Below are 18,047 nucleotides of genomic sequence, written 5' to 3'. Positions count from 1 at the left end.
ATGAGTTGATATAACATGGAATTAGATACAAATAACCATTCAGTATTTCTTCTTTATTACCACCTTGTTTTAGTAACGAAATATCGTAGACAAGTAATTGATAATGAAATCTCTAACTACGCTAAAGCGACTTTTGAAAGAATCTCAGAATCGTATCATATCACTCTAGTTGAGTGGAATCATGATAAAGACCACGTGCATATTATGTTCAAAGCTCAACCAAAAACAGAGTTGACAAAATTTATCAATGCCTATAAAAGTGCCAGCTCACGTTTGATAAAGCGTGATTATCCAAGAGTCAAAACATTTCTTTGGAAAGAAATGTTCTGGTCTAAAAGTTTTTGTCTTTTGACCATTGGTGATGCGCCAATTGATGTGATTAAGAAATATATTCAAAATCAAGGAAACAATCATAAATAGAGAGTAGGTGAGCCTTATGGAACGACTAAAAGCATACAAATTCAGAATCTATCCAACAGAAGAACAAGAAATCTTCTTTGTTAAGTCTTTTGGCTGTGTCCGTAAGGTCTACAATCTAATGCTTGATGACCGAATGAAAGCTTATGAAGAAATTAGGAAAGATTCCTCTAAAGAAATGAGTTTTCCAACGCCTGCAAAATACAAGCAAGATTTTCCGTTCTTGAAAGAAGTGGATAGTCTTGCTTTAGCGAATGCACAACTCAACCTAGATAAAGCATACAAGAACTTCTTTCGCGATAAATCCGTCGGATTTCCTCGTTTCAAAAGCAAGAAAAATCCAGTTCAAAGTTATACAACCAACAATCAAAATGGAACAATCGCTTTGATTGATAATAAATTCGTCAAAATTCCTAAGTTGAAGTCGTTAGTTAAAATTACGCTCCATAGACAACCTAAAGGCCTGATCAAATCCGCTACAATATCACGTCGTTCTAGCGGTAAATATTATATTTCTTTGTTATGCAAACAAGAAGTTAGTGAATTACCTCGATCTAATTCTGATGTTGGTATTGACCTAGGTATTACAGACTTTGCAATTCTTTCTGACGGTCAAAAATTTGATAATAATAAATTCACGTCCAAAATGGAAAAGAAACTCAAACGTGAACAACGTAAATTGTCAAGGCGTGCCTTATTAGCTAAACAAAAAGGTATCAATCTGTTTGAAGCTAAAAATTATCAAAAACAAAAACGTAAAGTAGCACGATTGCATGAAAAAGTAATGAATCAACGTGCTGATTTTCTGAATAAGTTGAGTACAAAAATTATCAAAAATCACGATATTATCTGCATTGAAGACTTAAACACAAAAGGTATGTTGCGTAATCATAAACTAGCAAAAAGTATTTCGGATGTTTCTTGGTCTAGTTTTGTGACTAAATTACAATACAAAGCTGACTGGTACGGTCGTAAAATCATCAAAGTGAATAAGTGGTTTCCTTTTGCGTATCAAATAAGGGAAAGAACCGGTTGATTTCATTGGTTGCTGAATCACGGGAATCAGAAGCATGAATAATATTTTCTGTTCCTGGTAAAGCATAATCACCACGGATCGTTCCTGGAACGGCATCAACAGCTTTTGTTGCACCAACCATCTTGCGGACGATGTCGATTACATCGTCACCAGCTAAGACTAGATAGACAACTGGCCCCGAAGTCATGTAGTCGATCAATTCAGAAAAAAAACTACGTCCAGATAAATGTTGGTAATGCTCTTTTGCTAATTCTTCTGTCATAGTAGCAAATTTCATTTCGGTGATTGCTAAACCCTTTTCCTCAAATCGTTGGATGATTCGGCCGATTAAATGACGTCTTACACCATCCGGTTTAATAATGACAAGCGTTCGTTCCATCTTAATCACTCCTGTTCAATTGTTATAGTCTTATTATACTTGTGTCTATAAAAAGGTACAAATATTAGTGAAGTCTAGAATAGGTAACTGACAATAAAAAAGCTAACGGTCGTTATTTAAAGATTTTCAAAAAAATAAGTTTGACATTCCTTCTATATGTTGTTATATTTACGGAGGAAAACTAAATAAGATTTGTTAGGTGAGGCTCCTATACAAACATAGGCTACTGCCCAAAAACGTCGAGAGACGCCAATGGGTAGAACAGGAATTGTCGAGACAAGGCTTTTCATAAGGTAGCTAAAAGCAAGAAGTTGCTTTTTACGTTGTACAGTGTCAAAACTCAACGATGAGATCAAAGAAGCTTTTTTCGTGTGCTTTTTCGACCTTTCGCTGGATTTTGGCGAAAGGTCTTTTTGCTTTTTTTACATTAGTCTTCCAAATTATGCGTAAAAGGGGTGATTTTGTTGGGAAATTGAAGCTGAAAATAGAAAAAAATATATTGGAAAGTAAACACATAAAGGAGATGAGAACAAATGGATGACAGTCCTGCGAAAAAACAAGAGCGAGAGAAACTGCTGGCTGAGACTATTATCTATCTGTTTTCAGCCCCTTTAGGAACAGCTTTTTCTTTCTCTCTCCAGTAAAATAACTGATCGGTAAAAAAGCTACCAGTACGTACTTTTTGGCTGACAAAAAGGAGAAGAATGAGATGGAAAAAAAGAAAGATACACAAAAAATCTATGCTGCATTTGCAGGTAAAACCAGAGAAGAATTACTACAATTTTTTCATTCAACAGATCATGGGATGGAAGAAGAACAAGTTGAACAAGCAAGAGAACAGTATGGTGAAAACTCAATTTCTTATGGAAAGAAAACACCGTTTATTGTAGAAGTTTTGAAAGCATATATCACGCCTTTTACATTAGTTTTGATTGCTTTAGGTGTTATTTCATTTATCACAGAATATGTCTTAGCCGCACCTGGCGACAAGGATCTTTTTGGTGTTGCAATCATTTTTACAATGGTCATCGTCAGTGGAACAATGACATTGATCCAGTCTGTTCGTTCGAATCAGGCAGCTGAAAAATTAAAATCATTAGTAAAAGTGACCGCTGCAGTCAAACGAAATGGCAAATATACTGAAATCTCGATGGAAGAAATCGTCTGTGGTGACCTAATGCGCTTATCAGCGGGGGATATGATCCCAGCAGACATGCGGTTATTATCCGCAAAAGATTTATTTATTTCTCAAGCGGCTTTGACAGGTGAAAGCTATCCAGTGGAAAAACAAGCACATGCTTATGAAGATGCGACGCTTAGCGAAACGAGCTACGATAATCTTGCATTCATGGGAAGTAATGTCATCAGCGGAAGTGCTGAGGGCATCATCATTTCTGTAGGAAATCAAACGTTGTTTGGACATGTTGCTCAGACCCTCTCTGAAAAACCGATCAAATCAAGTTTCGAGATAGGGATCCATAAGACATCGATGTTGTTGATCAAATTTATGGCGTTGATGGCACCAACGGTTATCGTTATCAACGGTTTTACTAAGGGGGACTGGTTAGAAGCCTTTCTATTTGGCCTATCGGTTGCCGTAGGATTGACGCCAGAAATGTTACCGATGATCGTCACTACTAACCTTGTCAAAGGTGCAAGTGTGATGGCGAACAAAGGAACAGTCATCAAAAATCTGAATGCGATCCAAAACTTTGGTGCAATTGATGTGTTATGTACAGATAAAACAGGAACGTTGACACAAGATAAAATCATTTTGGAATACCACATGGATTGTGAAGGAAAAGAAGATGACCGTGTGTTACGACATGCTTATTTGAATAGTTATTATCAAACGGGACTAAAAAATCTACTTGATGTCGCGATCATTGAAGAAGCAAAAGAAACATTGGCAACGGATAGCATCAATTATCGAAAAGTGGATGAGATTCCATTTGATTTTGAACGTCGCCGGATGAGTGTGGTAGTGGAAGATGTTGCGGGAAAAACGCAGATGATCACAAAAGGTGCAATTGAAGAAATGCTTAGCATCTCTAGCTACATTGATCTTGGTGGTATTGTTAGTCCGTTAACGAAAGAGTTAAGAGAATCTGTCTTAGCAAAAGTAAAAGATCTAAACGAAGACGGTCTTCGGGTCATTGGAGTCGCACAAAAGACGAACCCAAGTGTAGTGGGAGAATTTTCTGTCAAAGATGAATCCGAAATGGTCTTGATCGGGTACCTTGCTTTTCTTGATCCACCAAAAGAAACAACAAAACAAGCACTAAAAGCATTGAAAGATCATGGGGTGGCCGTAAAAGTTTTGACTGGTGACAATGAGTTGGTTACCCGTTCTGTTTGTCGACAAGTTGGATTAGAAATCAATGAACTGATTACTGGAGAAAAAATTTCAGAGATGAATGATCGTGAATTGGCACAAGTAGCTGAAGATCATGAAGTCTTCGTCAAATTAAATCCACAACAAAAAGCACGATTGACTACAGCTTTGCGACAAAATGGGCACACGGTAGGATTTTTGGGTGATGGAATCAATGATGCACCTGCGATGAAAGTAGCTGATATCGGTATTTCAGTGGATACAGCGGTGGATATTGCCAAAGAATCAGCAGACGTGATCCTTTTGGAAAAAGACTTGACGATTTTAGAAAAAGGTCTTTTGTCAGGTCGAGAAACTTTTGGGAATATCATGAAATATATCAAAACAACAGCAAGTTCGAATTTTGGTAACATGTTTTCTGTATTGATCGCTAGTACGTTTTTACCGTTTCTACCAATGTTACCGTTACAAATCTTGTTCTTGAATTTGATTTATGATGTTTCTTGTATTTCTCTTCCTTGGGATCAAATGGATAAGGAATATTTAACTGAACCTAAGAAATGGAAAGCATCTAGTATTGGAAAATTCATGGTCTATTTTGGTCCAACTAGCTCGATCTTTGATATCACCACATACTTATTGATGTATTTTGTGATTTGTCCAGCTGTTGTTGGGGGGAACTTCCACTCATTGGATGCGAAACAACAAGTCGTATTTATTGCATTGTTCCATGCCGGATGGTTTGTCGAATCCTTGTGGACACAAACGTTGGTACTGCATGCACTACGTACACCGAAGATTCCATTTCTACAAAGTAACGCAACATTTGCGATGTTCATCATTACCACTTTGGGAATAGTCGTAGGGTCCATTTTACCATTCACAGGCTTTGGTGCAGAATTAGGTTTGTTGCCTTTACCAGGAACGTATTGGATCTGGTTGATTGTGACGGTACTAGCTTACTTAGCTTTAGTCACGATGGTCAAAAAAGTCTATATCAAAAAATTTGGTGAATTGTTATAAAATGAATTGATCTTACAAATCAAGACAATATAGAAGAAAGAGAGTCCATCTTGGGTTTCCATCAAGCAGGAGAATGTGGGACAAAAGTAAGAGACACTTTTGTCTCGACCTCTTTCTGTGTTGAATCGAAAGGACAGTTTTGACACTGGTTATCCGATCTAACTGCTGTATAGTGATTTTGTCAGCATATTGACTAGGATAATTTTCATGAAATTTGCACTCATTTCTATACTTTCAACTGGTACTCATGCTAAACTAAAGGTATTGTTTTTTGAAAGGATTAGTGAAAGTATGAAAGGCGCAATATTTGATTTAGATGGTCTATTAGTCGACACTGAAAAAACTTATCGTGATGGGTGGCTATGGGGCTTTGAGCAATATGGAATAGAAATACCAAAAGAAATCGTAGATTCCTGGAGCGGTAAAAATTGGAAGCAGAGCTTTGATATTTTAGTTGAAGCTGCCGGCAGTCTAGAGAAAGTGCAAGAAGTTCGAGCAATACGGGAGGAATACTTTTACCAAAAACTACGTGATGGAGAAATCGCACTCAAACCTTACGCAAAAGAAATTTTGACTGAGTTAAAAAAACGCCAACTCAAATTAGGTTTAGCGACTACGACTGTTACAAAAAGAGCCACAGATATCTTAGAACAATTTGATCTGTCGCACTATTTCGATACGTTGACCTTTGGTGATGAGGTAGCGGAAAATAAGCCTTCACCGATCCCTTATTTGACGGCTCTAGAAAAGACAGGATTGCTTGCACATGAAGCCTTTGCGATAGAAGATTCGCTAGTGGGAGCTACTTCAGCTTCACGTGCTGGGCTAGGAGTTGTTTTGATTCCAGATGCTAGTTTTGATCGAAACTACTCCGCCAAAGAAAAAGCTGGATTAACATTATTGGTTGAAGGAAAAGATTTACGTATCGTTGTTGAAATGCTCGATAAAAAAACAATAAATTAAGTGAGATATAAATTTTTTTATTTTTATGCTTGACTTTTAAATTTTGTTAAGGTAAATTATGTCCAACAACAAAATAACTTTTCGTTGATGAGGAAAGTAAACTTGAAAGACTTCTCAGAGAGACTCTGTCCGGTGCAAAGAGTCAAGTTCGCAAAGTTGAAAAATGGCCTCGGAGAATAATCTGTCGATAGGTAGGCAGGTTCGGTTCACGTTCATCCGTTAAAATGAACACCAATCTCTTCAAATGAAGATGTTGGGCAGAGGGAAGGAAACTTCCGAATAAAGGTGGTACCACGATTGATCGTCCTTTTACTAACACAAACTGTGTTGGTAAAAGGATTTTTTTTTTAATATTTTTTGCGATGAGATAGTAAGTACAACTGGAAATCTTTTAACAGAGAGCTTCGACAGCTGAGAAGAAGCAAAGAGGAACAGTTAGAAAATGGCTATTGAGCATTTCACCCCGAGCAAAAATTGTAAGGCGGTGACGGTTGCGACCGATATCTTGCTAGAGTATGTATGTACTTGAAAAGGAGTTGAATGTGAGTTCAACTCGAAGATGAGGTGGTAACACGCAAAAGGCGTCCTCAAGAAAGTGATAGAGATCATTTTCTTGAGGATGCCTTTTTTAGTATAAGAAAAGGAGGAAATAAGATGATTGAATTACAAAATATAAGTGTCCGTTTTCACCAAAAAGATAAAGTGATCCAAGCTGTAGAAGATGTCGACTTGTTTATTGAAAAAGGGGACGTATACGGGATCGTTGGTTATTCCGGTGCAGGAAAGAGTACGTTGGTCCGAGTGATGAATCTGTTACAAAAACCTACAGAAGGAAAAGTCATTATCAATCAAACTGATTTAGGAAATCTTTCGGCAAAAGAGCTAAGAAAAGAACGAAAATCGATTGGGATGATTTTTCAACATTTCAATTTGATGGAGAACCGCACGATTTTTGACAACGTTGATTTTTCACTGAAGTATACGGGAAAGTCAAAACAGGAACGTCGTCAAAAAGTGAGCGAACTTCTAGAGTTAGTTGGATTAGAAGAAAAAACATCTGCCTACCCGAATCAACTATCGGGAGGGCAAAAACAGCGTGTAGCGATTGCTCGCGCATTAGCAAATGAACCGAAAGTTTTATTATGTGATGAAGCCACGAGCGCACTTGATCCAAAAACGACACATCAAATCTTAGCCTTGCTAAAGGAACTTAACCATAAGCTGGGATTGACGATCGTCTTGATCACGCATGAAATGCAAGTAGTCAAGGAAGTATGCAATAAGGTGGCAGTGATGGAAGATGGGAGAATCATAGAAAAAGGTAGCAGTGTCCAGATATTCAGCCATCCACAAGAAGCGTTGACAAAAGATTTTATTCGTACAGCTACGCATTTAGATAAAGCACTTGAAACAATTATTGGACATCGAGCTTTTGCAGAACAGATCATGAATAAATGGTTGGTTGAATTGAGCTATGTGGGGAATCAGACGAATGAACCATTGATTGCACAGCTCTACAGCAAATACCAAGTGACTGCTAATATCCTCTATGGAAATGTTGAATTGTTGCAAGAAACACCCCTTGGAAGTTTGATCGTGACACTCGCAGGTGAAACGAATCAACGGCAAAAGGCACTGGACTATTTGATACGTTTGGGTGTTCGAGTCAATGTGCTACAGAAGAATGAAGAAAATGAACAAATCAAAATTGCAGAAGGGGGAATTTGACATGAGCAGTTTAGTTGAAAAATATCTACCGAATGTTTACTTGATTCCAGATGAATTCATTGAAGCGACAAAACAGACCCTGTATATGTCTTTTTGGACAGCGTTGATCGGTGGTATTTTAGGAATTATTTTAGGAATCACGTTAGTGGTAACTAGACCCAAAGGACTGTTAGAAAATCGTTTATTCTTTGAGATTTTGGATAAAGTGATCAATGTTATCCGTTCGATCCCGTTTATTATTTTGTTGTCTTTACTAGCAGTGACTACCAGGTTTCTAGTAGGTACAACGATCGGTGCAAAAGCAGCACTCGTTCCTTTGATTTTTGGAGTCGTTCCTTTTTTTGCCCGCCAGATCGAAAATGCCTTACTAGAAGTTGACCCAGGAGTTATTGAAGCAGCAGAAGCAATGGGAACGAGTCCTATTGGAATTATTCTTCGTGTTTATTTATTAGAAGGCCTGCCTGGAATCGTGCGAGTATCTGCTTTGACGATTATCAATGTGATTGGATTAACTGCAATGGCAGGTGCTGTCGGAGCAGGAGGACTAGGAAATTTAGCTATTTCTAGAGGATATAATCGGTTCCAAACAGATGTAACGATCGTAGCGACATTATTGATATTAGCACTTGTTTTTTTAAGTCAATTCATCAGTAATCTAATTATAAAAAAAATAGCACATTAAGTTGGAGGAAAAAAATGAAAAAAATTATTCGATTTGCCACAATTGCCATTGTTGCCCTGATTTGGTTAGCAGGATGTTCCCAAGGAAAAGCAGCTACCAAAGATACAGCAAAAGAAACTACCGTAAAACTAGGGATCGTCGGTGAGGATACGGATGTATGGGATGATGTAAAAGCACGTCTTAAGAAAGAAAATATCAATTTGGAATATGTAAAATTTACCGACTACAATCAACCAAATGCTGCACTAGCAGATGGATCGATCGATTTGAATTCATTTCAGCATCAGTTCTTTTTGGATAACTATAACAAAGAGCATGGAACAGATTTGGTTTCGATCGGGAACACGGTAAATGCACCATTAGGTATCTATTCAAACAAGATAAAAGACGTTAAAAAAGTCAAAGATGGTGCGAAAGTAGCTATCCCGAATGATGTCACTAACGGAGGTCGGGCATTATTACTTTTACAAACAGCAGGACTGATCAAAGTAGATAAATCAAAAGGTCAAACGCCGACAGTCTCAGACATTACTGAAAATAAAAAACAATTGGATATCTCAGAATTAGATGCTTCACAAACGGCGCGATCATTGAACGATGTGGATATTTCTGTTATCAATAGCGGTGTGGCAGTAGATGCAGGATTTACCCCTACAAAGGATGCGATTTTCATAGAACCAGTAGACGACAGTGCACGTCCATACGTGAATATCATTGTTGCTAGAAAGAAAGACGAAAAGAACAAGACCTATCAAAAAGTAGTAGATGCATACCAAACGAAAGATACAGTGAAAGTGATTGAAAAAACATCAAAAGGGTCAAGTATACCAGCATGGGACACATTTGGACGTAAATAACAAAACAAATTAGAGGAGGAATTACTTATGACAACATCAACGATCACAACAAACCAATTGCAGGAAGCTATCCAAAAGAGATTATCTGATTACCAAGAACTAGCACTAGATATCCATAATCATCCGGAAGTGAGCAACTATGAATTCTATTCTTCAAGCGCATTGGTCCATCAATTGGAAAAAGAAGGATTTGACGTAAAGACTGACGTGGCAGGACATCGCACTGGCTTCGACGCTCGTTTTGTTTCTGGCAAACCAGGTCCAGTGATTGCTTTCCTAGCTGAGTTTGATGCTCTACCAGGTATTGGTCATGCGTGTGGGCATAATTTGTTTGGCACATATTCAGTGTTAGCAGCAAGTATCATCCGTGAAAGAATTGCAGAAATCGGTGGAGAAATCCGTGTATATGGTACTCCTGGCGAAGAAGGAGGAGAAAATGGCTCAGCAAAAGGCAGTTTTGTTCATGAGGGATTTTTCGAAGATGTAGATGCAGCATTATGTGTGCATCCTGCATATCGCTATGGAAAAACAACAGAGTCATTAGCGAATGATCCAGTGGATATCAAATTTTATGGTGTAGCCTCCCACGCAGCAGCGGCTCCAGAAAAAGGAACCAATGCATTAGAAGCACTGATCCAAGTATTTAACGGCATCAATGCATTACGTCTTCAATTGCCAAAAGATGTCAATATCCACGGTATCATCACAGATGGTGGCGTAGCGGCAAATGTTATCCCAGAATATGCTGCAGGAAGATTTTATTTGAGAGCAAGCAATCGACCAACATTAGATGAAGTATACAGAAAAGTAGAAAATATCGTTAAAGGGGCAGCATTGAGTACAGGAGCAACTTATGAATTTGGCCTATTCCAAAATGCAGTTGATGATGTGATCGTTACACCTTCATTTGATGAATTGTTCTTCCAACATACTGCAGAAGCTGGAGTTCCTGAGGAAGAAATTGAACGGAAACTACGTACAAGCTTGGGTTCTTCAGATGTAGGTAATGTCAGCCAAGTGATTCCTACCATCCAACCAACTGTGTCGATTTCAGATGATTATATCGCTGGCCATTCGGAAGAATTCAAAGCAGCGGCTAAGAGTGAAAAAGGATTGGCTTCGATTGCGATCGCGGCTGAATGTTTAGCAGCGACAGCGTTGGATCTTTTTGAAAACCCAGAATTGTTAGCACAGATCAAAGAAGAACATCAACAAATCGTAGCAAAGAAAAAGGACGAGGGCTCTACGTTCTAAGTAATTCGTTGGAACGTTATTTTCAGAAAAATAAGAAAATTATTCCATTTAGGTTGACAAACAAAGAAGAAGAAGGTAAACTTCATGAAAGTCAACTTTTCACATAGTAGCATTTGAGTGTTTAGTCCAGAAAGTCGGTGGTTGCTGTGAACCGATCAAGCCTTGATGACGAAGTACATGAAAAGGATTCAATAATTGAATAGCTAATCAAAGTGAAAAACAGATCTGTTTTTAATTAAGGTGGTACCGCGGAGTCATTCGTCCTTAGTTGAAAACAGGTCTTTTTGTTTTAAATGAAGGAGGAAGCACAGATGAATTGTGGCGGGGTCATTCGATATTTACTCTTTTTTAGGTCTTAGATTAACTTAAAAAAGGAGAATTATCATGGAGAGAAAAGTAAAACCAAGTTTTAAAGAAGCAGTTTTAGTGTTAACAGTGATTGTATTAAGTATTGCGATTGGGGTAGTTGGGCTAAAATTATCACCCAATATCACAATTTTGGCAGCGATCGGCATGGTCATGCTTTACGCTGTTGTGAAGAGATACCCAACAGAATGGCTTCATGAAGGAATCATCAACGGGATAAAACCAGGGATCATTCCGATTTTTATCTTCATATTAGTTGGTTCACTGATTGCGGTATGGATACAAGCAGGGATCATCCCAACATTGATGGTCATTGGCTTCAAACTAATTAGTGTTCAATGGTTCGTTCCATCTGTATTTGTTGTTTGTGCAATCGTTGGTAGTGCGGTCGGTAGTGCCTTTACCGTTATGTCTACGATCGGGATCGCCTTTTTCGGCATCGGTACAACATTAGGACTGAACCCAGCTTTAGTAGTAGGTGCCATCGTGTCAGGGGCTGTTTTTGGCGATAAAATGTCACCTCTATCTGAATCAACTAATTTAGCAGCGGCAATCGTTGATGCGGATCTATTCAAACATATCAAGCATATGATGTGGTCAACAGTTCCTGCATTCATTGTTTCCTTCATCTTGTTTGCGATTTTAGGTCATACAAGTAAAGGGGCAAGTTTATCAGCAATCCAAGAAGTCACAACGACACTAGAAGCCAACTTTACCATCTCCGTCTGGTCATTGATACCGTTATTTCTTATGTTGTTATGTGCATGGAAAAAAATTCCCGCCATTTTGACCATCTTATTGAATATTGCTGTTGCAGTAGGTATGATTTTCATCCAAGACCCACAGACATCACTGAATGGATTGGCAACTGTTATCGAGTCAGGATTTGTAGCAAAAACAGGAAATCAACAAATTGATACGTTACTTAGTCGAGGTGGGATCGAAAGTATGATGCCAACGGTTTCTCTGATTATTTTAACTTTGTCGCTAGGTGGTTTGCTTATTGAGTTTGGGTTGATCTCAACCGTTATGGATGTCGTTTCTAAAAAAATGACGAATACGCCAAAATTGATTTTTACTACTTTAATGACAAGTATCGGTGTGAACCTGTTTATTGGAGAGCAATTTTTATCAGTGATTTTGCCTGGCAATGCCTTTAAAGAAACATACCAAAAAGCTGGATTTGATCCGACCGTACTAGGAAGGACATTGGAAGATGGCGGTACAGTTATCAATTACCTTGTTCCTTGGGGAATCGCCGGCAGCTTTGTAGCTAGTACTTTTGGGGTTCCAACGTTGACATACTTGCCATTTGTCTTCTTTAGTCTATTGTCTCCAGTGTTCTCAATGGTCAGTGCTTTTACTGGATTAGGTGTAGAAAAAATCAGTAAAGAACCTGTTGAAGCACAACAAGAAAACGCCCAATTTGAGTAAAGAAAAGTAGAGTCGAACGCTCCTGTTCTAGTTAGTAAAAAGTCGTATCACTTTGAAAATCGGGAACCCTTTTTCAAGATGATACGGCTTTTTTAGTGTCATAGTTTCAAAACAAGCGGATATCCATAAAAGTTGAAGCGCTCGAACATTCTATTTTATCTTCTCATCATAATAAAAAGAGCGTAGGACAAAAGTAAGAAACACTTTTGTCTCATTCTCTAAAAACGAATAAACGGTGGGAGCAGAAGCAACTCCTTCTTAAATAAGCCGAAATTCACAAAAAATTGAAAAGCAATTTTCGTGAATTTCTTCTTATTTCTCGGAGTTAAACACTTCTGTCCCAGCCTCTTCATGTAACTCATTCAATTGTTTTTTAGCCTTTTTGCATGGCGAAGGAGTCATTTTTTTTACGATAACTAAAGAAAATGATCAAGTAAAGCAATGCAGTCAATACAGTAACCCCGATAGAATTTGTTAACAAGATACCTATCAAGATCAATCCTAAGATGACCAAAGCGAGTAAGTTCATATATTTTGCAAACAAGGTACCTCGTTTTAAAGAGAGGATAAAAGCTGCGGCACTGATCATGATCCATATCACTAGTACTGTATAGGAGAGGGAACCGGCAAGATAACCAAACAATTCATCCCCTACAAAATAAGAAAGTACAACGCCAAGATATAAGATACTTGCACAAAAAAGTACAGAACGTTGAGGGACATGGTGTCGATTCAAAACAGCAAGTTTATTGGCTGGACCTTTTTTATCCTTCAATCGAAAATACAATAGACGGGAAGAAGCATAGACACCGGAGTTGATTGACGAAAAGAGTGCGAGTACAATCACAAAATTGACGATATCCGGTGCAAAAGGAATATTCATTTTTTCAAATACCATCACAAATGGGCTAACTGTTGTTCCTGCCAAATTATTCCAAGGGAAAATAATCAATAGTAAAAATAATGGAATAATATAGAATGAAACGATTCTTCCCATTACCCCACGAATTGCTTTGGGAATAGCTTTTTTAGGGTCATCAGCTTCACTAACCGTGATAGCGATCAGTTCTGATCCACCATATGAATAGATCACTACGAGTAAAGAGTTAATGACTCCTTTCATACCATGTGGAGCAAATCCGCCATGGTTCGTGATATTTTGTAAAGTAGGAAAAATACCATGTCCCAACATTTGCTGACCCACTAGATAGATACCGAAAATGATCAGCAAGATGATCACGCTGATTTTAGCAAAGGCTAACCAATATTCTGTTTCGGCGAATAATCGGACAGAATACAAGTTGATCAACGTAGTTAAAACAGCTAAGATCAAAACAAACGCCCAAGTAGGGATATGAGGAAACCATAATTGCAAGAAAGAGGCTGCAGCAACTGCTTCCGCGATGATATTGATCGTCCACATGGAATAGTAGACCCAATCCACAAAATCAGCAGAATGCGAACCTAAGAAAGGACGGACAAGGCCTGAAAGACCATGTTGAGTATCGCCACCATCTAGAACCAGTTTCCCTAAACCATTCATAACGATGAATAAGACACATCCACCAATCAAAAAGGCAATCAAGACAGAAGGGCCGGCAATACCGATTGCTTCACCACTTCCCTTAAATAAACCAGCACCGATAGCACCACCTAATGCAAGCATTGTGATATGTCTGGAGCTAAGTTGTTTTTTTAGTTTGGTGTTTTTAGTTTTTTCCATAAAGAACTCCTTTTCTAGTAATATCAAACTGAAATGGTTGTTTTTTAATAATTAAATAATCAGCTACTTTGAAAATAACTTGTTTTATCATAGCAAATTATCTGATAATTTCAACTATTCTGTAAATTTTTTCGGTTACTTTAATGAAAACATCATAAATTTGCCATAATGATTTGTCCTAGTGAGTGTGATTGTTCGCTTTTATTTTGCGAAAGCAAGCGTTTTATTCGCTTTTTTGATCGTTAAGGCGATATGATAGCAAAAAGTAGTATTCTTCTATATTGAGATTTGAAAGCGAGGGGATTGAGATGACTGCATTACCTATTTTATTGATTCCAAAAAATCGATCGTTGTACTTTTTTCCATCTATTGATTCACTCGACGTAATAACAGCAAAAGAGTTATTTGTCCCAACATTTTTTTCTTCCTTCCAAAAAAAGTTGACGACCTATGAACTGATCATTTTTTTAGATTATGGCTTTGAACTTGAGATGGCGCAACTGATTCGTCCCTATACAAATGCGAAGATCGTGCTTTTTTTCTGGAATCATTTCAAAGAAGAGCATTTCAATTTATTAAGAGCAGCAGAGCAAGAACCGGCAATCAATGAGATCTATCATTTTGATTTTCTAGAAGCACGAGAGATTGGATTGAAGCATAACAGTTCTTTTTATTCTAAATATATGGCTATGCCAAAAGTCGATATCACGTCTGACCTATTTTTTGGTGCGACGAACCATGGACGTAAAAAACGTGCAGAAGAGTATAGGCACGAGTTTGAAAAACGTGGAATAAAACCAAATTATTTTATTCTTCCACTGAAAGGAAACGAACAAGCCGGTTATCTTTCTTATACAGAATACCTAGAACGAACGGCTCATTCCCGGGGTATTTTAGAACTTGTACGTGAAGGACAACGGGGAGTAACATTGCGAACTTTTGAATCACTTTATTTTGAAAAAAAATTAGTGACGGATAACGAAGCGGTGAAGCATTATCACTTTTACGATCCTCAAAATATTTTTCTTCTTCAAGAAAGAGCATTAGACGAATTGCCTGATTTTTTAGCTACACCTTATCACCCAGTTGATACAGCGCTTCTTGAATTTTTTGATGCACAAGCATGGGCTCAACGTTTTTTACAGCAAGATCAGGAGATATACCGACAGTATGAGTACCGTGAAGTAAAATAGAGGAAACCAACAAACAAGAAAAATGAAGTGAATGTGGGACAAATCTAAAAAACAGGTTTGCTACAGACGCTCGAATAAACGGTGTCCAAAAGTCAGGCTTTTCGGAAATGTCAAAAAAGAGGGTGGGACAAAAGTAAGAAACACTTCTGTCCCATTCTTTAAAAACGGATAAACGGTGGGAGCAGAAGCAACTCCTAAAAAATAAGCAAAAATCCACAAAAATTGAGAAGCAATTCCTGTGGATTTCGGTTTATTTTCGGTTGTAAACATTTCTGTCCCAATCGCTTTTTGTCGTTCTATTTTTATTTTGCAGCAAGTAGTCCTTCTTTTGAGTGGATCAGTTGAGTCAGAAATGCACAATAAGGTGTTGAAATGTCATATTTTTGTCCTTTTTTCCATACTGCACCATTGATATAGTCGATTTCTGTTAATCGATGATTTTTGATCAGGTCTTGGTACATGGATGGATAATGCAATCCGATATTGTCAGGATCATAGGTTGCTTGGATATGTTGATTTACTTCTTCTTGATCGAGTTCAATACCTTCTTTTTCTGCAACTGCCGCAAATTCAGCAACGATGGTACGTACCATATCGTTTGTTGGTTGCTGTTCGCCTAAACCAGCGATGTTGCAGTCTAAAATAGTACATAAACCATTTAGAGTACCATTGACACAAGCTTTTCGCCAAATCGAATACCGGACATTGCTGCTATAAGTTGGATTTAATTTGGCATCTTTGAATACCGCAACAACTTCTTTTGCAAATGCTTCTCCTTCGGGTTCAAGATTTTCCAATTCGATCTCACCGTCCCCCAACAAAGTAACATGACCAGGTCCGTCTAATCCTGCTGTCCACATGGTGATCCCAAATAAGATATTCTTTTTCGGTACATATTTTTCTAAGACATCTTCGTGACCAAGACCATTCAAAAGACAAAGGATATGAGTCTGTTCTGTGATGATCGAGTTGATTGCTTGAAACATACCATCTAGCTGATTCGCCTTTGTTAGCGCAATGATCAAATCTGCTTGAATGTTACTTTTTATTACTTCTTCTGGGGAATAGATCGGGATTGCTTCAACGATTTCTTTTCCATTAAAATTTGCAATCAAACCATTGTTTCTGATTGCTTCGATGTGGACAGGCCAGCAATCGATCAAAATCACTTCATTCCCGCTTTGATGAAGCATCAATCCCAAGCGACTACCCATTGCGCCAGCACCGGCTATAGCAATTTTCATATAAAAAGTCTCTCCTTTTTTTACAATACCTCTTTAGTATATATAAAAAAGTAAAAAAAGAGCATTGTTTTGTTTGAAAAAAAGGAGAAGCCGTGTCTTACTAGAGGAGAGAAGAACAATTCAGGAGGAATGACCATGGATATAGTAGCTGCAATTGATTCCTTTAAAGGGAGTGCAACATCTCTCGAACTAAACCAAGCTGTGTTGGATGCATGGCAATCGACAGAAGGTAAAAAAGTCAATTTGCCTATAGCTGACGGAGGCGAAGGTACAGCAGAGGTGATTCAACATGCACTAGGTGGTACTTGGTGTCAGTTGGAAGGAATCGATCTGCTTTTTAGGAAAAAAATCTGTCGTTATCTGCTGACGAGTTATAAAGGTAAAAAGATAGCAGTCATTGAGTCTACGGAAGTGATTGGGATCGACTTGCTGACACAACCAACCGACCAAACAATTCGTTTAGCATCTAGCTTTGGCTTAGGTGAATTAGTAAAAGATGCCCAGAACCAAGATGTAGATCAAATCATCGTGACTTTGGGTGGAAGTGGCTGTTCAGATGGCGGTTTAGGGTTGCTTCAATCGTTAGGCGCACGACTTGAAGGGGTCACAGAGGGGAATCCATTGCTTTCGACTAAAAAGATCGATCTTCGAAATCTACAAGAAGATTTTGGAGAAGTCGAACTATTGATAGCTGCTGATGTGACAAGCCCTTACACTGGTGCACAAGGGGCAGCCCGCTTATTTGGAAAGCAAAAAGGAGGCTCTCCCGAAACGTTGGCATTTTTAGATGGACAAGCTGTACATCTAGCAAAACAACTGGCAACAGATTATGGCATCGATCTAGATCGTTTGTCCGGAAGCGGTGCAGCTGGTGGTATTGGAGGGGCATTACTATTGCTAGGTGCTAAAATGGTTTCTGGATTTGCCGTTGTTTCGCAACTGATCGGTCTGGAAGAACAAATCAAGAAATCGGATCTTGTGATCACTGGCGAAGGGCGTATCGATCAGCAAACGATTCATGGTAAAGTTCCTTATGGTGTCGCTCGGTTAGCAAAAAAGTATGGAAAAACGATCATTGCCTTATGTGGAAGTCGTGAGAAAGACTTAGGAGAATTAGCAAGATTTTTACCTAGTGTATTCAGTATCCAACTTGGGCCCATCTCTTTAGAAGAAGCAATGGGACACGAGGAGACGCTAACCAAAGTCAGTATCTTATCTGAGAATCTTAATAGATTAGTAGAAAATGAATGACCTTAGTTGACAGATAGAAAAACAATATGTTAACCTAAGGGCAAATAAAGCGAAGTGAGGGATCCGCGCATTGAGAATTTAAGTCAATTATTGAAGCTGCATCAAGACTGTCTCCATCATATCATGGGGAGAGTGTGCAGATTTTCAGAATTGGCTAGTTCA

The 18,047-nt window shown here is 38.3% G+C and carries 13 protein-coding genes, 1 pseudogene, 1 riboswitch and 2 other annotated features; of the genes and pseudogenes, 11 read left to right on the top strand and 3 right to left on the bottom strand.

Translation table 11 applies throughout. The features are described from left to right. Positions 1-15 precede the first annotated feature (15 nt). Together tnpA and DVW83_RS05120 are read left to right on the top strand one after the other, a co-directional pair. Entirely contained in the window at positions 16-420 is a 405-nt protein-coding gene (gene tnpA / locus DVW83_RS05125) for an IS200/IS605 family transposase (RefSeq protein ID WP_104660797.1), read from the top strand. Between the two features lie 16 nt (positions 421-436). Further along, positions 437-1,420: pseudogene (locus tag DVW83_RS05120) on the top strand (RNA-guided endonuclease TnpB family protein); the annotation flags it as partial. Here DVW83_RS05120 and ndk read toward each other — a convergent pair. Continuing rightward, on the bottom strand, positions 1,398-1,832 hold the full coding sequence (ndk, locus tag DVW83_RS05115) for a nucleoside-diphosphate kinase (protein ID WP_104660799.1): 435 nt from the start codon (positions 1,830-1,832) through the stop codon (positions 1,398-1,400). The pseudogene DVW83_RS05120 and the gene ndk overlap by 23 nt on opposite strands. A gap of 184 nt (positions 1,833-2,016) precedes the next feature. Next, positions 2,017-2,191, top strand: a riboswitch (M-box (ykoK) riboswitch). Between the two features lie 323 nt (positions 2,192-2,514). On the opposite strand from ndk, the gene mgtA reads away from it, so the two are divergent. From mgtA to nhaC, 7 genes are all read left to right on the top strand, one after another. Beyond that, the gene (gene mgtA / locus DVW83_RS05110) at positions 2,515-5,190 is read left to right on the top strand and encodes a magnesium-translocating P-type ATPase (protein WP_258078961.1); all 2,676 of its coding nucleotides are present in this window, start codon (positions 2,515-2,517) and stop codon (positions 5,188-5,190) included. 291 nt (positions 5,191-5,481) lie between these two features. Then, complete coding sequence (locus DVW83_RS05105) at positions 5,482-6,153, top strand: HAD family hydrolase (protein WP_174784256.1); 672 nt, start codon at positions 5,482-5,484, stop codon at positions 6,151-6,153. A 75-nt stretch (positions 6,154-6,228) separates the two neighbouring features. After that, positions 6,229-6,465, top strand: a binding site (T-box leader). Between the two features lie 41 nt (positions 6,466-6,506). Further along, positions 6,507-6,745, top strand: a binding site (T-box leader). A gap of 62 nt (positions 6,746-6,807) precedes the next feature. Continuing rightward, positions 6,808-7,881 (top strand): methionine ABC transporter ATP-binding protein, encoded by a 1,074-nt coding sequence (locus DVW83_RS05095; protein WP_104660803.1) that lies wholly within the window; start codon positions 6,808-6,810, stop codon positions 7,879-7,881. Position 7,882: 1 nt separating this feature from the next. Further along, positions 7,883-8,563 (top strand): methionine ABC transporter permease, encoded by a 681-nt coding sequence (locus DVW83_RS05090; RefSeq protein WP_081133967.1) that lies wholly within the window; start codon positions 7,883-7,885, stop codon positions 8,561-8,563. A 14-nt stretch (positions 8,564-8,577) separates the two neighbouring features. Then, entirely contained in the window at positions 8,578-9,420 is an 843-nt protein-coding gene (locus DVW83_RS05085; protein ID WP_104660804.1) for a MetQ/NlpA family ABC transporter substrate-binding protein, read from the top strand. Between the two features lie 27 nt (positions 9,421-9,447). Next, positions 9,448-10,674: a M20 family metallopeptidase gene (locus DVW83_RS05080; RefSeq protein WP_104660805.1), complete on the top strand. Its 1,227-nt coding sequence runs from the start codon at positions 9,448-9,450 to the stop codon at positions 10,672-10,674. Between the two features lie 384 nt (positions 10,675-11,058). Further along, positions 11,059-12,474: a Na+/H+ antiporter NhaC gene (gene nhaC, locus DVW83_RS05075; protein ID WP_104660806.1), complete on the top strand. Its 1,416-nt coding sequence runs from the start codon at positions 11,059-11,061 to the stop codon at positions 12,472-12,474. 373 nt (positions 12,475-12,847) lie between these two features. Here the strand turns inward: nhaC and DVW83_RS05070 are convergent, their stop codons facing one another. Beyond that, complete coding sequence (locus tag DVW83_RS05070; RefSeq protein WP_104661784.1) at positions 12,848-14,197, bottom strand: amino acid permease; 1,350 nt, start codon at positions 14,195-14,197, stop codon at positions 12,848-12,850. A 308-nt stretch (positions 14,198-14,505) separates the two neighbouring features. Between DVW83_RS05070 and DVW83_RS05065 the strand changes: the two genes are divergently transcribed. After that, positions 14,506-15,390 carry an oligosaccharide biosynthesis protein Alg14 gene (locus tag DVW83_RS05065; protein ID WP_104661785.1) on the top strand — a complete coding sequence of 295 codons (885 nt, stop codon included), beginning with the start codon at positions 14,506-14,508 and terminating at the stop codon, positions 15,388-15,390. A gap of 302 nt (positions 15,391-15,692) precedes the next feature. On the opposite strand, the gene DVW83_RS05060 is transcribed toward DVW83_RS05065, so the two are convergent. Beyond that, positions 15,693-16,634, bottom strand: a complete 942-nt coding sequence (locus tag DVW83_RS05060) for a 2-dehydropantoate 2-reductase (RefSeq protein ID WP_104661786.1) — start codon at positions 16,632-16,634, stop codon at positions 15,693-15,695. A gap of 135 nt (positions 16,635-16,769) precedes the next feature. Between DVW83_RS05060 and DVW83_RS05055 the strand changes: the two genes are divergently transcribed. Next, entirely contained in the window at positions 16,770-17,885 is a 1,116-nt protein-coding gene (locus DVW83_RS05055) for a glycerate kinase family protein (RefSeq protein WP_137239094.1), read from the top strand. Positions 17,886-18,047 lie beyond the last annotated feature (162 nt).

Source organism: Enterococcus sp. VV15, from assembly GCF_005236045.1.
Taxonomy (GTDB): Bacteria; Bacillota; Bacilli; order Lactobacillales; family Enterococcaceae; genus Enterococcus_B; species Enterococcus_B durans.
The sequence above is the reverse complement of the archived record's forward strand: the minus strand, read 5'-3'. Positions and strand labels throughout refer to the sequence as shown.

Bases quoted from the DNA above. Each gene is read 5' to 3' on its own strand.
- tnpA (WP_104660797.1), top strand. From the start codon at position 16: ATGGAATTAGATACAAATAACCATTCAGTATTTCTTCTTTATTACCAC.
- DVW83_RS05060 (WP_104661786.1), bottom strand. From the start codon at position 16,634: ATGAAAATTGCTATAGCCGGTGCTGGCGCAATGGGTAGTCGCTTGGGA.
- DVW83_RS05085 (WP_104660804.1), top strand. From the start codon at position 8,578: ATGAAAAAAATTATTCGATTTGCCACAATTGCCATTGTTGCCCTGATT.
- DVW83_RS05105 (WP_174784256.1), top strand. From the start codon at position 5,482: ATGAAAGGCGCAATATTTGATTTAGATGGTCTATTAGTCGACACTGAA.
- DVW83_RS05095 (WP_104660803.1), top strand. From the start codon at position 6,808: ATGATTGAATTACAAAATATAAGTGTCCGTTTTCACCAAAAAGATAAA.
- DVW83_RS05055 (WP_137239094.1), top strand. From the start codon at position 16,770: ATGGATATAGTAGCTGCAATTGATTCCTTTAAAGGGAGTGCAACATCT.
- DVW83_RS05070 (WP_104661784.1), bottom strand. From the start codon at position 14,197: ATGGAAAAAACTAAAAACACCAAACTAAAAAAACAACTTAGCTCCAGA.
- DVW83_RS05065 (WP_104661785.1), top strand. From the start codon at position 14,506: ATGACTGCATTACCTATTTTATTGATTCCAAAAAATCGATCGTTGTAC.
- DVW83_RS05080 (WP_104660805.1), top strand. From the start codon at position 9,448: ATGACAACATCAACGATCACAACAAACCAATTGCAGGAAGCTATCCAA.
- ndk (WP_104660799.1), bottom strand. From the start codon at position 1,832: ATGGAACGAACGCTTGTCATTATTAAACCGGATGGTGTAAGACGTCAT.
- nhaC (WP_104660806.1), top strand. From the start codon at position 11,059: ATGGAGAGAAAAGTAAAACCAAGTTTTAAAGAAGCAGTTTTAGTGTTA.
- DVW83_RS05090 (WP_081133967.1), top strand. From the start codon at position 7,883: ATGAGCAGTTTAGTTGAAAAATATCTACCGAATGTTTACTTGATTCCA.